At 50.7% G+C, this 14,509-nt stretch carries 12 protein-coding genes; 10 read left to right on the forward strand and 2 right to left on the reverse strand.

The window, feature by feature from the left end:
- Window positions 1–10: 10 nt before the first annotated feature.
- Window positions 11–1,090 carry a 6-phosphofructokinase gene (locus tag A3GK_RS0100825; RefSeq protein WP_018027633.1) on the reverse strand — a complete coding sequence of 360 codons (1,080 nt, stop codon included), beginning with the start codon at window positions 1,088–1,090 and terminating at the stop codon, window positions 11–13.
- A gap of 501 nt (window positions 1,091–1,591) precedes the next feature.
- On the opposite strand from A3GK_RS0100825, the gene A3GK_RS0100830 reads away from it, so the two are divergent.
- The 6 genes from A3GK_RS0100830 (at window position 1,592) to A3GK_RS0100855 (ending at window position 7,932) form a co-directional block, all read left to right on the forward strand.
- Window positions 1,592–2,197: an autotransporter outer membrane beta-barrel domain-containing protein gene (locus A3GK_RS0100830; protein ID WP_018027634.1), complete on the forward strand. Its 606-nt coding sequence runs from the start codon at window positions 1,592–1,594 to the stop codon at window positions 2,195–2,197.
- A gap of 6 nt (window positions 2,198–2,203) precedes the next feature.
- Entirely contained in the window at window positions 2,204–3,064 is an 861-nt protein-coding gene (gene lgt / locus A3GK_RS0100835; protein WP_018027635.1) for a prolipoprotein diacylglyceryl transferase, read from the forward strand.
- A gap of 40 nt (window positions 3,065–3,104) precedes the next feature.
- Entirely contained in the window at window positions 3,105–4,295 is a 1,191-nt protein-coding gene (locus A3GK_RS0100840; protein ID WP_018027636.1) for an FprA family A-type flavoprotein, read from the forward strand.
- A gap of 96 nt (window positions 4,296–4,391) precedes the next feature.
- The gene (gene nagB / locus A3GK_RS0100845) at window positions 4,392–5,189 is read left to right on the forward strand and encodes a glucosamine-6-phosphate deaminase (RefSeq protein WP_018027637.1); all 798 of its coding nucleotides are present in this window, start codon (window positions 4,392–4,394) and stop codon (window positions 5,187–5,189) included.
- 4 nt (window positions 5,190–5,193) lie between these two features.
- Window positions 5,194–6,747, forward strand: a complete 1,554-nt coding sequence (locus tag A3GK_RS0100850) for a sialidase family protein (protein ID WP_244860708.1) — start codon at window positions 5,194–5,196, stop codon at window positions 6,745–6,747.
- A 66-nt stretch (window positions 6,748–6,813) separates the two neighbouring features.
- Complete coding sequence (locus A3GK_RS0100855; RefSeq protein ID WP_018027639.1) at window positions 6,814–7,932, forward strand: porin; 1,119 nt, start codon at window positions 6,814–6,816, stop codon at window positions 7,930–7,932.
- Here the strand turns inward: A3GK_RS0100855 and purN are convergent.
- The gene (gene purN / locus A3GK_RS0100860) at window positions 7,916–8,494 is read right to left on the reverse strand and encodes a phosphoribosylglycinamide formyltransferase (protein WP_018027640.1); all 579 of its coding nucleotides are present in this window, start codon (window positions 8,492–8,494) and stop codon (window positions 7,916–7,918) included. The genes A3GK_RS0100855 and purN overlap by 17 nt on opposite strands.
- Window positions 8,495–8,654: 160 nt before the next feature.
- Here purN and A3GK_RS0100865 point away from each other — a divergent pair, with 160 nt between their 5' ends.
- The 4 genes from A3GK_RS0100865 to A3GK_RS0100880 all read left to right on the forward strand — a co-directional run bounded on the left by A3GK_RS0100865 (window position 8,655) and on the right by A3GK_RS0100880 (window position 14,474).
- Window positions 8,655–8,903, forward strand: a complete 249-nt coding sequence (locus tag A3GK_RS0100865) for an acyl carrier protein (protein WP_018027641.1) — start codon at window positions 8,655–8,657, stop codon at window positions 8,901–8,903.
- A 277-nt stretch (window positions 8,904–9,180) separates the two neighbouring features.
- Window positions 9,181–10,437 carry a beta-ketoacyl-ACP synthase II gene (gene fabF / locus A3GK_RS0100870; protein ID WP_018027642.1) on the forward strand — a complete coding sequence of 419 codons (1,257 nt, stop codon included), beginning with the start codon at window positions 9,181–9,183 and terminating at the stop codon, window positions 10,435–10,437.
- A gap of 37 nt (window positions 10,438–10,474) precedes the next feature.
- A complete protein-coding gene (rnc, locus tag A3GK_RS0100875; RefSeq protein WP_018027643.1) occupies window positions 10,475–11,248 on the forward strand; it encodes a ribonuclease III in 774 nt (257 codons plus the stop codon).
- A gap of 445 nt (window positions 11,249–11,693) precedes the next feature.
- A complete protein-coding gene (locus tag A3GK_RS0100880; RefSeq protein ID WP_018027644.1) occupies window positions 11,694–14,474 on the forward strand; it encodes a TonB-dependent receptor in 2,781 nt (926 codons plus the stop codon).
- Window positions 14,475–14,509: the final 35 nt, after the last annotated feature.

The following is a 14,509-nucleotide window of genomic DNA, read 5'->3' on the forward strand; positions in this document are numbered from 1 at the left end:
AAAAGAGAACTTACTTCTCCTCTGTGGTCAATCGTAGTTTAGAGAAGTCGACGCCAAAGGAGATGTCCATCCGACGCCCCTCCACCACTAGAGGGTCATTGGCCTGAACAAACTTCAGCCTATCCCTAACCATAGAAAGAGGTACATGCGTCACCTTCCCTGCCCGCATGCTCACCATCACACCAAAGACGCCATCGGCAATCAATTGCGAAGCGTGTCCGCCCAACTTGGTACAAAGGTTGCGGTCAAACGAAGAGGGGGCTCCGCCTCTCTGCACATATCCCAGAACCGTCTCACGGCTATCAATATCAGCCTCCTCGCGTAGCTTACGAGATAGGTAATGGCCAGCCGACTCACGCTCCGCCTCAGGCTGCTCCTTTTGCTCATCAAAGACAACCCCCTCTGCCACCACAATGATGGCATAGTTCTTTCCCTCCTCATAGCGCTTGCGGATGGCCGCCTTCACCAACTCTAGGTCGCACCCTAGCTCAGGGAGCAAGATCACATCCGCCCCACTCGCCATCCCCGAGTGGAGAGCGATCCAACCTGCCTCGTGCCCCATCACCTCCACCACAATCACCCGATTGTGGCTCTGTGCGGTGCTATGAATGCGATCAATTAGCTCCGTAGCGATACTCACTGCTGTGTCAAAGCCAAAGGTGATATCGGTGCCATAGATATCGTTATCAATCGTCTTGGGCACTCCAATCACATTAAAACCGAGTTCCGAGACCACGGCAGCTGTCTTTTGTGTGCCATTGCCACCGATGCAGACAATAGCATCGAGCCCCAGCTCCTTCCATGCCTTCTTTAGCTCCTCTACCGCTTCATCTTGCTTTAGCAGCGCCTTACGAAAAGCCTTGTCTCTACTGGAGCCCAGAATCGTCCCTCCCATACTGAGCAGACTAGAGAGGTTCATCATGTTCAGCTCAATATAATTCTTCGTGGTGATGCCGGTAAACCCGCCCATAAATCCCAGTACCTCCATGCCGTGTGCATGAATGGCTGTTTTCGCCACCGCACGTATGGTGGCATTGATTCCAGGGGCGTCGCCACCCGAGGAGAGGATCCCGATTCTCTTTGGTTTCATGGTAGTTGTTATATCTATAGTTATTTCACTTCCTTCTCCTTACAAAGATAGATAAAATATACCTATGTCGCACTAGGCGAATACCCAAATCTGGGATTACCAACGATAGTCCAACCCTACTTCTACTCAGAGCACCCCCTCGCTGGTTACCAGTGAGGGGAAGGTTGGGGGTGGTGTAGGAGGGCAAAAACTGAGATGCAACTAAGCAATCGGTGAGTTGCAACTAAGCGATTGGCGAGATGCAACAAAGCAAATGCTTAGTTGCATCTCAGTTTTTTTGCTTTTATATAGTGTTGTTTATCAGTGGGTTACAAGGCGCCTAAAATTGCCTTGAATTTACCCGCGTTGAATGATACGTAAACCCTATAAAAGACACCTAGTATGGAGGGTGGATGCGTCAGCGTTATGAAAAACGATTCTATTGAAGTGGAATGTGGTAGGAATTTAGTAGATTTGTGGTGTAAATGTTTAGATGTTTAATATCAATCACATTCATAAGTTATGAAAAAGTGGATACTTGCCCTTGCCGTTGTGGCGCTTGCCTCATTTGGTGCTACTGCACAGACCGTTAGCCTTAGCTACGATGACGGCAATAATGGCTTTAGCCTACTCACAGAGAAGCCTCACGAGGTGAAGCTCAATCTTATCACCTCTACTGTGATGCTTCACCCTGAGGTGGCTTACGACTACACTATCAATACCGACTTATCGGTGGGCGGTAGGGTCTCTTTCAATATTAAAAACGACAACGATCAGGCAGATGAAACCTTGGGCAACTTCCAGATCTCTCCTTACGTGCGTTGGCATTTCTATAAGAATACCAGTGGTAATGCCCTCAGAGGCTTTTATGTAGAGGGTAATATGGCATACACCAATTACACCTACGTCTCTAATCGTATCCTTAATGTGAATGATCCTGAGCATATAATGACCACTGAGAAGTCGAAAGCCAATCAGTTTGGTCTCGGTGTGGGTGCTGGTTACCGCTGGATCACCAAGGGTGCGTGGAGCTTTGAGCTAGGTGCTGTTGCTGGCAGAAACCTTCTCAATAATGACGCCCCAAATGTCTATTGGAATACGATTTTCTCCATCGGTAAGCGATTCTAACGAGCGATGCTTGGCGTAGTTACTTGGACGGTTGATCCGATCATCTTCCAATCGGGGGGCTTGCGTCTCGGCTGGTATGGAGTGCTCTTTGCCGTAGGACTGATCGTCTTTGGTGGGACCATTCTCTCCAAGATGTGGAAGCACGAAAACCTCACCGAGAAGTCTTTTAATCAGTTGGTCTTTTACGTGCTGATTGCGACCATTGTAGGGGCGAGGCTAGGGCATTGCCTCTTTTACGAACCTAGCTATTACCTGGCCAATCCCGTTGAGATCCTCAAGACGTGGGAGGGGGGACTGGCGAGCCATGGCGGTGTGATTGGCATCATGATCGCCATCTGGATCTACTCCAAGAAGGTGAGCCACCAGAGTATGCTTTGGACCTTTGACCGCCTCTGCGTGCCAGTGGGCTTAGTGGCGGCGATGATTCGCCTCGGCAACCTGATGAATCACGAGATCTATGGCCATGCTACCGACCTGCCATGGGGTTTCCGCTTTATTGAGAATATCCATCAGTGGCAAGCAGGAGCAGAGCCTATCTTCTCCGCCCCTTCGCACCCTACCCAGCTCTACGAAGCAGCGATCTACCTACTGGTCTTTGCGGTCTGCATGTGGCTCTACTGGAAGCGTGATGCCCAGAAGCGGGAGGGGCTGATCTTTGGCGTAGCGATGGTGATGATCTTTGTGGGGCGCTTCCTTGTGGAGTTTGTGAAGAACGATCAAGTAGGCTTTGAAGAAGGTATGACCCTCAATATGGGCCAGTGGCTCAGCATTCCCTTTGTGATTATTGGGATAGCTTCGATTGTCTATAGCTTCAAGCAGCCGATTAAGGAGTACCGCCGAGGTGGCAACAGCATATACCAAAAGTAGTTATTTACCTGCCTAGTGTAGGCAAAGTTATTTTATCTATATGAAGTATCAACTCAAAATCAATGATTCGACCTATTACTTTGGTCAAAACGATAGAACACAGACACTCTTTGAGCATCTCTACCCCCTTCCTCACGGTATGGCGTACAATAACTATCTCATCAAAGACGAGAAGAATGTACTGCTAGATACCGTAGATGTAAAGTTTTCGGAGCGTTTCTTTTCGCAGCTAGATAGTGCCTTGGATGGGGATCCACTTCACTACCTGATTGTACAGCATATGGAGCCCGACCACTCTGGTTCGATCGGTCTTCTGCTTCGTCGGCACCCCGAGGTGACTCTAGTGGGCAATAAGAAGACCAAGACCATGCTTGAGGGGTATGGCGTATGCACCGATAAGTTTATGGAGGTAGATGAAAAGACTCCGCTCAATATCGGTAGCCGTGAGCTACAGTTTGTCTTCGCTCCTATGGTGCACTGGCCAGAGGTAATGTTTACCTACGATGCCAAGGAAAAGACCCTCTTCTCGGCCGATGCCTTTGGTGCTTTTGGGGCGATTGATGGAGGCTTTTGGGATGAGCAGCATGACCTTGCTACCTATATGCCCGAGGCACACAGATACTATACGAATATTGTAGGTAAGTACGGTAGCTTTGTGCAGCGGACGCTGGATAAGGCACTGAAGCTGGATATCGAGGTGATTGCCCCTATCCACGGGGTAGTATGGCGGAAGCATATCCCTGAGATCCTGGAGCTCTACCGCCAGATGGCTACCTACGAGGCAGAGCCTGGGGTAGTGGTGATCTACGGCTCAATGTATGGCAATACGGAAGAGCTGGCCGAGGAGATCGGTCGTTCGCTAGGGGCACACGGGGTCAATCGTGTGGTGCTGCATCACATGGGCTACTCTAGTGCTTCGCAGGTGATCTCCGATGTATTCCGCTACAAGGGCGTCATCATCGGTTCACCTACCTATAATAATGGAGTGTGGCCCAATGTGCAAGATGTGCTTTACCAATTGGCAGAGCGCAATATCCCCGACCGCCTCTATTCAGTCTTTGGTTCGGGTACATGGAACCCCAATACCATCAAGCCACTAGAGGAGTGGGCTGAGGCTCGCAAGTGGACTAAGGTGGCAGACCCTATCAAGCTCTCCCAAGCTCCCTCAGCCGAGGATAAAGCAACCGCATGGGAGCTAGGTCGGGTGATGGCCGAAGCGGTGCTGAAATAATATTTTGATACAGAAGCGATGGAGAAGGGAGCGTGCCCTAGAAGGGGGTGCCGCTACACTCCATCGCTATTTTTACCATACAATAAAGAAAAGGTTATGAGAGTAATTATCCAAGAGAACAAAGAATTGCTAGCTAAGTGGGCTGCACGCCACGTGGCTGAGCGTATCAATAATGCCCATCCTACTGCCGATAAGCCCTTTGTGCTAGGACTCCCTACCGGCTCTACTCCACTCGGTATGTATCACGAGCTGATTGAGATGAACAAGGCTGGCAAGGTGAGCTTCGAGCATGTGGTTACATTCAATATGGATGAGTACATCGGTATCCCTAAGGAGCACGAGCAGAGCTACTACACCTTTATGTGGAGCAACTTCTTTAGCCATATCAATATCAAGGAGGAGAACACCAATATCCTCAACGGCAATGCCTCTGATTTGCAGGCAGAGTGCGAGCGGTATGAGGAGAAGATCAAGTCTTACGGTGGCATCGACCTCTTCATCGGTGGCATCGGCGAGGATGGGCATATTGCTTTCAATGAGCCTGGCTCTTCACTTTCGTCACGCACCCGCATCAAGACCCTCACTTCGGATACCATCGAGGTCAACTCTCGTTTCTTCGATAATGATATCAACCTAGTGCCTAAGACCGCTCTTACCGTGGGCGTAGGCACCATTATGGATGCTAATGAGGTGATGATCCTTGCCAACGGACAGAAGAAGGCAACGGCACTAAAACAAGGGATTGAGGGCGGCATCAGCCAGATGTGGACCATCTCGGCTCTACAGCTACACCCTCACGGTATCATTGTTTGCGACGAAGCAGCTTGTGGCGAACTACGTGTGGCTACCTACCGCTACTTTAAGGATATTGAGAAGGACAATCTAGCGCTATAAGTATATGATGACGAAGAAGGGACTCCTATTCGCCACCTTACTACTCCTTTCTACCTGCCTACTCTCTGCTCAAGAGGGGGGCATCAAGGTCTATCCCTCTCGCCACGGAGTGGAGGCGGGAGCACAGCACAAGACGCTCCTAGCCATTGAGCTAGAGGAGCCTCTCAAGCGTAGCGATCAGCTACAGCTCCGTTTCGCCATTCCTACTGAGAGCCAACGACTGATAGAGAGTCTGGAGATTCTGAGCTCCGATTCTCTTGCGGTGCGTGACTTGGATGATTACAAGGGGCGAGTGAAGTATGCCACTCACCCACTCAATAGTTGGTGCGAAGCAACGCTAACAGGAAAGGCGTACGAAGGGGCCAAGGTACTCTACCTCTCCGCCAACCTAGCTACACCTGAGCACTATTCGCCACACCACATCTTACGCTGTAGGATGAAGGAGCTGTCGCTCAATGGACAGACTGTGGAGGCAAAGCAGGTGGGCGATGAGACGTTCCGCCGTTTCTTCAGATCGTACAAGCCACTATTTGTGCCTGGTGATGGAGGTAGTCGCAACTACCGTATCCCTGTGATTCACAAGACTCAGAGTGGAGTGCTTCTTGCTTTTGCCGACCGACGGAAGTTCAATCAGACCGATATCCCCGAGGACATAGACATTATTCAGCGTCGCAGCTTTGATAATGGTAAGACTTGGAGTGAGCCTGAGATCCTAATCCGTGGCACTGGCTACGGCAAAGGGTATGGCGATGTGGCAATTGTGCAGGCGAAGAGTGGTAAGCTGGTGATGCTCTTTATTGGTGGGCAAGGGCTTTGGCACGGTCGCCCCGATACCCCGATGCCTACCTATATGATGACCAGTGACGACGATGGTGCCACCTGGAGCCCCGCACGCGACATCACCCACTTTATCTACGGCTCGGAATGTACCGACCCGCAGAGGAGCCAATTCTGGAGTGCCTTCTGTGCTTCGGGTCAAGGGACCGTGACGGAGAGTGGTCGTATCATGTTTGTCACTGCTATTCGCCCCGATGCCAATTACCGATTGGATAACTACCTCGTCTACTCCGACGATGAGGGGGAGACGTGGCAGGTTTCGGAAAGAGCCTATGCTGGTGGCGATGAATCAAAGGTGATCGTGATGCCCGATGGAGCGGTGCTGATGAGCATCCGTAACCCCCACAAGGGCGACCGTATCTTTAGGGTCAGTTACGATGAGGGAAAGACGTGGCAACCTACTCAGGACTATGCCGGTCTGCACGACCCCGCCTGTAACGGTGCCCCGCTTCTGATGGAGCAAAATGGACTGAAGATGCTACTCCACTCGCTTCCGTATGGACCTAATAAGCGGTGGGACGGCGCCCTCTACGGCTATGACCCCTATCGCCAGCAGTGGAGCGATGCAGTGGTGATCAACCCTGGCATGAGTGCCTATAGCGATATGGTGGACCTCGGCGATGGCTTGATTGGCTACTTTGTAGAGGAAGATGATGAGATGTCAATGGTCTTCATCACCTTTACCCTCGAGGATCTCCAAGCGATGCAGAGAGAGCACTGAATGAGGTAATTCGCTTCTTTGTATTTCTTGTGAGCTTTGTCTCTTAATACGAATGATGTAAGATTTATGTTGGGAAGAGTTTTTAGAAGAGCTTGGTTAGTTGGGCTCTGCCTAATTTCATTGACTGTGAAGGGAAATGCTCAGGAGAGTGGGCGCCACTTCAATCTGGAGGTACACACCCGAGGCGGGTATCGAGTAGAGGGTGTGGAGCCATTTAAGGAGACGACGGGCGGTCGCTTCGCTTTTGACCACTTGATGGTGGGTGTAGAGGGACGGTTTACCCCGAAACTCTCCTATCGGTATGTGCAGCGTTTTAATAAGGATGCTACAATCTATCGGCTCGAAAACCTAAGCAATGCGATCGATTACGCCTTCTTGAAGTATCAGGCGAGTGACCGAGTGGCGGTGACGGTGGGTCGGCATGCTAAGCTGGTGGGGGGATTTGAGTTTCAGGAGTACCCCATCGATGTCTACGACTTTAGCTGGTATGGCAATCAAATCACCTGCTACCTCACTGGGGTGAGTAGCTCTTTTCAGCTCTCACCAACCCAGGAGCTGGCTCTGCAGGTTACCAATAGCCGCACTCGGGAGCAGAGGGAGGCCTTTGGACACGATGATATTGTGGCACTACGCTTCCCCCTCATGGGAGCGATGGCGTGGAATAGTAGCTACTTCGACCGCCAACTTCAGCTAAGGTATGCGGTCGCTTTTGCCCCCTTGGCAAAGGGAAAGAAGATGTTTACCATCGGGACGGGACAAAAACTGGACTTTGGTCGCTTTAATATCTATCTCGACCTCCTCTACTACCACTCCGACCTCGATTACCTAGGCGTGCTGAGGGGGCATGGCATTCCAGCAAAGGCGATAGAGCGGTGCGACAACCTCAGCACCGTACTAGAGGCTCGCTACAGCTTCTCTCCTCAGTGGCAACTGCAACTCAAAGGGATCTACGACACGGCTCGCGCCAAGATCTACGACCAAGCGGAGCGAAGTCAGCTCAATAGACAGCTCTACCAAGCAGCACTGCAGTACTATCCGATGGAGGGACAGCACTGCTACTTCTTTCTAAGTGGTACCTACCAAACCTTTGGTCACAGCGGGGCATTGACCGTAGGTACTCCCGACCAATTCAGGTGTGCTCTGGGGCTAGTGGCCCGTCTTTCGCTCTTTAGCAAAGCGTGGTAAGCCACTTCGCAATAGTTGGGGCAAAGTAACGATGCTCCAGCACCTGCACCTTCTGCTGAATCTCCTCTGCCGTATCGGTGGAGGAGATTTCTGTTGTGGCTTGGAAGAGGGTAGTGCCACGGTCGTACTCCTCATCGATCACATGGATAGTAATCCCCGAGGTGGTCTCGCCTGCTGCTTTTACCGCCCTATGTACATTCATCCCATGCATCCCTTTGCCCCCATACTTGGGAAGTAGAGCGGGGTGGATATTGACGATCCTATCGGGGTAGGCACTGAGGAGAAAAGACGGAATCAGTCGCAAGTAGCCAGCTAGCACAATAGCATCCACATGATACCCCTCTAGCAAGGGCAAAAGGGTGCTACTAGAGCCCAGCTCCTCACGGGTCAGATAATGAGAGGGGATGCCAAAGGCCTTCGCTCGCTCCTGTACATACGCCTCTTTTTGGTCGGTGATCACGCAGGCAATCTGTAGCTCTAGCTCGGGGTGAGCTTGGAAATATTCGGCTATTTTCTGCATGTTGCTACCACTCCCTGAGGCAAATATTGCAATAGTTTTCATATGAAATAACGTTAAAAATGCACATCAATATACCCATTGTGCAGAATATGTGTATATTTGCGGAGTAATTGATGAGTTATCATTGTCAAAGATAACTACATTTGCGGAGAATATATACAACTAGAGATATTGACAACAACTAAATTACAAAAGATTTGCCATGACAAGACAAGAAATTGCAGACAAGGTAATAGAGATCATCGTAGATAAGCTCAACGTAGACGCGAGCGAGGTAACTGAGGCAGCTAGCTTCACCAATGATCTTGGTGCCGACTCTCTCGATACTGTAGAGCTTATTATGGAGTTTGAAAAGGTTTTTGACATCAACATCGAGGATGAGGTGTCTCAAAACATCCAGACCGTTGGCGACGCTATTAGTCACATCCAAGCTGCTATCGAACAAAAGTAATAGGAAGTTGCAGAATGGCGACCTGCGGTGTTGCTTTCGGGATTCGGGCTTGGTCAAGTACGCTAGTACGCTCCCTTCGCCCTCACCCTCAGCGCCTTGCATATCATCCATTCTGCTGCCTTCCATAAAGGCTGGTGTTTCAGTCTTTATGAGAGGAAATAAAAGGGGCTGAAGTGTTCTGCATGGGGTAGCACCCTTTGGGGGCACTTCGGCTCTTTTTTGATATTGGAGTTGTCAGTAAGTTGTTCAACATATAAATATTCACACACTATATATTATGGAGCTAAAGAGAGTAGTAGTCACTGGACTTGGTGCCATCTCCCCACTTGGGAGCGACCTCGCCTCTACTTGGGAGGGAATGAAAGCGGGACGCAGTGGAGCGGCCCCCATCACACTTTGGGATGCAAGTAAGCACAAGACACAATTTGCATGTGAAGTCAAGGGCTTTGACCCGGCCGAGCATTTCGACCGAAAAGAGGCGAGAAAGTTCGACCGCTACACCATGTTTGCCCTCGTCAGTGCCGAGGAGGCGCTGAAAGATAGTGGACTCGACCTAGAGAGTGCCGATAAAAACCGCATCGGCGTGATCTTTACCAGTGGTGTTGGTGGCATCAAGACCTTTGAGGATGAGATGCTCGATTACAATCCTGAGAGAGGTCCCCGCTTCAACCCCTTCTTTATCCCCAAGATGATTGCCGATATGGCGGCAGGGCATATCAGCATGGCGTACGGTTTTCACGGCCCCAACTACGCCACCGTATCCGCCTGTGCATCGGGCACCAATGCCCTCATTGATGCCTTCGACCTCATTCGCCTCGGCAAGGCCGATATGATCGTGACTGGAGGTGCCGAAGCCGCCATCACCGTAGCAGGGGTAGGGGGCTTCAATGCCATGAACGCTCTCTCTACACGCAATGATAGCCCCGAGACCGCCTCACGCCCCTTCAGTGGCAGTAGAGACGGCTTTGTGATGGGCGAAGGAAGTGCCACACTTATCCTAGAGGAGTATGAGCATGCCAAGGCACGAGGAGCCCGCATCTATGCCGAGGTAGTGGGCGGTGGACTCTCTGCCGATGCTTACCACCTCACCGCCTCACACCCAGAGGGGCTAGGGGCCAAGCTGGTGATGCAAAATGCCCTTGATGATGCCGGACTAAAACCCGAAGATGTAGACTATATCAACGTCCACGGCACCTCCACTCCAGTGGGAGATATCAGCGAGGCAAAGGCCATCAAAGAGGTATTTAAGGAGCACGCCTACAAGCTCAATATCAGCAGTACCAAGTCGATGACCGGCCACCTACTAGGGGCGGCAGGAGCGATTGAGGCACTTGCCTGTGTGATGGCGATTTACGAAGGTGTCATTCCTCCTACCATCAACCATGCTGAGGAGGATCAAGACCCCGAAATTGACTATAACCTCAATTTTACCTTCAATCATAAGCAAGAGCGACCCATCAGAGTAGCCCTCTCCAATACCTTTGGTTTTGGCGGGCACAATGCTTCGGTGATCTTCAAGAAATACGAGGAGTAATCCCTCCCCCTAGAGCGTGGGTTCTCACCTGATAAATATGAAGAAGTACCGTAGCCTTGTAGCAGAAATCCTGCGATTCCTACACCTCAATAAGCTGGGGAAGCAACCAGTGGCTCACAAATCGGAGCGACAATTGATTCTCGAACAATTGGTAGGAGCCGAACTGGGCAACCCCCAGCTCTACGAGCAGGCCCTTACCCACAGATCTTATGAAAATGTGGGCAATCTCGGGAGCAATGAGCGACTAGAGTTTCTTGGCGATAGTGTGGTCAACCTTGCGGTAGGGGATACCCTCTTCGCACTCTATCCAGAAGAGTCGGAGGGTGTGCTCACCAATATCCGATCCTTTTTGGTGAGCCGAACCAATATGAATGCCACTGCCGAGAAGCTAGGCCTAGAGCCCCTTATCTATGCTGATAGCGGGCTACAGATCAAGGGGTCCGACCTCCTCGGCAATACCCTTGAGGCACTCGTGGGGGCGATCTACCTTGATAAAGGGTACCCTTTCGCAGCACAATTTGTCCGCAGTCACCTCATTGTCTCTAAGAAAAATGTGAAGGTGGTGGCGAAAAAAGAGGAGGACTACAAGACGGAGCTGATCATCATGATGCAGCGAGAAAAGGTGCCCTACCAATTTCTCCACCTCGATACCAAGTACGATAAAGCTCAGGGCTTTATCCACCGCTGTCAGCTACAAATCGACTTCCCCGACCACCCAATGGAGACCATCGGCGTAGGAAGTACCAAAAAGAAAGCACACCAAAACGCGGCCAAAGAGGCCCTCCGACGGATCGAAAAGAGTCGGAAGTAGCCACCATTCAGATGGCCCCGAACCAACGAGGGGATAAAGAAACGGGTAAGGACCTCTGCGGAGCTCCTTATTAATAGTTGCTACGAAGAATCCACATGGTAAGCCCCCTGTTTTTCAATCCATCTTCCATCGTAAAATCACCTCTTTGAGCAAGGCAAAAACTTAGTTGCAACTAAGCGATCGGCGAGTTGCAACTAAGCAATCGCCGAGATGCAACAAAGCAAATGCTTAGTTGCAACTAAACTTTTGCTTTTATAGGGGTTTGTATATCAGTGACTTATAAACCGGCTTCAAGAGACCTTCGGGAACGCTCCCATGAGCTTCCTGAAGGTCTTTTATTTGTCACCTAAACTTCTGATGCAGTTAACGTCAGTGTAACATACAAGTGCCACCTTTGCACTGTGAAAAAAGAAATAGAAGTTTTTATCTAACTCACAAGCACTGTATGCCGAAGAAACTAATTAGAATTTTCATAGCTCTCCTACTGCTCACCCCCATTTTTGCCAATGCGTCTGAGCCCGACGGGGATAAAGGGGGTGCCATTAAAGGTACCGTAGTAGACCGTAGCAATAAAGAGCCCCTTATCGGAGCCAAAGTAGTGGTTCAGGGGCAAACCAAAGGTGGCGTCACCGACCTCGACGGTCACTTTCAGATCGAAGGGGTTGAAGCGGGCGCAGTCACCCTCGTGATCAGTTATATTTCCTATAATACCCTCAAAGTAGAGGAGCTCGTAATCCGACCCAATGAAATCACTACTATTGAGGTTGCTCTTGACGCCAGCACAGAGCAGCTACAAGAGTTTATCGTCACCGCCAAGGCCAATCGGGAGTCCGAAAACCTCCTTCTCCTTGAGCAAAAGCAATCGCTCCTCGCCGTGAAAGCCCTCGGTGCTATGGAGCTTTCGCGTAAAGGTATCAGCAATGCCGAGGCCGCCGTCGCTCAGATCTCAGGAGTCAGTAAGCAAGAAGGGGTGAAGAATGTATTTGTGCGTGGATTGGGCGACCGCTACAATGCCACCTACCTCAATGGCTTCCCCATCCCCTCCGACGACCCAGAGTACAAGAATATTGCACTCGATATGTTTGAAACCGATATGATACAAAATATATCGGTGCAGAAAGCCTTTAGTGCCACCCACGGAGGTGATGTTGGAGGTGCCGTGATCGACATTTCCTCCAAAGAGTTATTCGGAGAAAAGCTACTAGATATCAGCCTCTCCGGCGGGGTCAATACCTCCGTGATGGGAAATACCTTCTACCGCCAAGATGGCACTAATTACTTTGGCATTTCCCGTACACAAGAGCCCGCCGACGGCACCTATAGTGCCTTCACTAAGCTCCCTGCCGGCACCCCTTATCAGTTTCAAAATAAGCTACAGCCCAAGCCCTACAACCGCCCTATCGACCACGGATTTGGACTCTCCGCCGGCAAGCTCTTCAACTTTAGTGAAAATGCCCTCTCACTCCTCCTAGTCGCCAATCACAGCATTGACCACTCACATACCGAGCAACTCAATCGCACCCTAGCTCCTATTGGAGGCTTTTCAGTGGATCTAAAGGGACCCAACTCCGAGATCACCACTCGACAGATGGCACTCCTCAATGCCACTCTCGACCTGCGTAAAAAGCATCAGCTAGAGTACAACCTCCTCACCATCCACTCCAATAACCAGTACGTAGCTCAGCTAAAAGGTAATGATTACGTTGCCAATGAAAATGATGGCCTCGTACGTATGTACCGCCAGCAAGCCAATGACAACCTCCTCATCGTCAACCAGCTAGATACCGATTGGAGTCTCACCGATAAGCTGCACCTCAATCTCGGCACCTCGCTCAATCTGATGCGTGCCAAAGAGCCCGACCGTCGCCTCTTCTATCTCTCTGGCGAGGGCCAAGGCGACGATACCAAGTGGGTCACCATGGCGAGCAACACCAACCGCCGATTCTACTCCTCCCTCACCGAAAACGACTACAATGCCAAGGCGGCACTTGAGTGGAGCTTTAATAAGGAGAGCTACCTGCGGTTAGGCTACATTGGCCGGTACGTCGACCACCACTTCACCTCTCGAGAGTATAATCACGACCCTGTCTCAGGCAAGTCGGTTATGGAGAGCAATATCGACCAATTCGATTGGGATAGAGACTTCTACAATAGTCAGAACCTCCGCACCGAGGCCAATCCTAGCGGTTTTACCTTAGTGCAGGGCGAGGAGTTTTGGTATCATTCAGAGAAGCAGATACACGGGGCTTATCTCGAGGGAACCTTTCCGCTACTAGAGAAGCTAATGCTACAAGCCAGTCTCCGTGCCGATTGGGTAGACCTCACCGTGAAATTCGGCCAAGCAGATAAGGAGAAGCAAGATAGCCAAATCCATAAATTCTACCTCCTCCCCTCCCTCAACCTTAAGTACGACCTCACCGATAAGCAGGCACTCCGACTCAGTCTCTCCAAGAGCTACACACTCCCTCAGGTAAAGGAGATTTCCCTCTACCAGTACGTCAATATAGGTTACGTAAGCATCGGTAACCCCGATATCAAGCCCTCCGACCTCTGGAATATCGACCTCAAGTGGGATTACTACCTCTCCCCTACAGAGATACTCACCGTCACCGGTTTTTATAAGCACCTCAAGAACCCCATGGCACGCGTCGACCGCTACATTAGCTCAGGGGCTCAAGAGTATGCCAATCCGGCGCCAAAGGTAGACCTCGCCGGTATCGAGCTCGAGTTCAAAAAGAACCTTTGGCAAAAGACTGCCCTTCTCTCTGCTTCCAAGCACTCTCTCGACTTAGGTCTCAGTGGCTCCTACATCTGGTCCCATATTCCACTCGAGAATGTAGAGGAGACTAGCCGCAATGCCACCCTCGAAGGCTCCTCCCCTTGGCTACTCAATACCGACCTCACCTACGCCTATACCAAGGGATGGCGCCACTACACCCTCGCCATGGTGCTCAGCTACTTCAGCGACCGCATCCACACTTATGGCTCTAGAGGCATCACTCGTGGTGGACTGCAATACGATATTATGGAGCAAGGGAGAGCCAACCTCAACCTCGTCGGCTCGGCCAAACTGAGCCACCAACTCTCCCTGAAGCTCAAAGCCAATAACCTACTCAATAGCCCCTACACCCGAAAACAACAACCCAATGATGGCTCCGAAGCCCAAGTGGTGAGCGAGTATCGAAAGGGCGTTAGTTTTAGTGTGGGACTATCCTACAACTTTTGAATGAATCAAGATTACATAACTATCAAGTAAAAAGA

It is taken from the genome of Porphyromonas somerae DSM 23386 (assembly GCF_000372405.1).
GTDB lineage: Bacteria > Bacteroidota > Bacteroidia > Bacteroidales > Porphyromonadaceae > Porphyromonas_A > Porphyromonas_A somerae.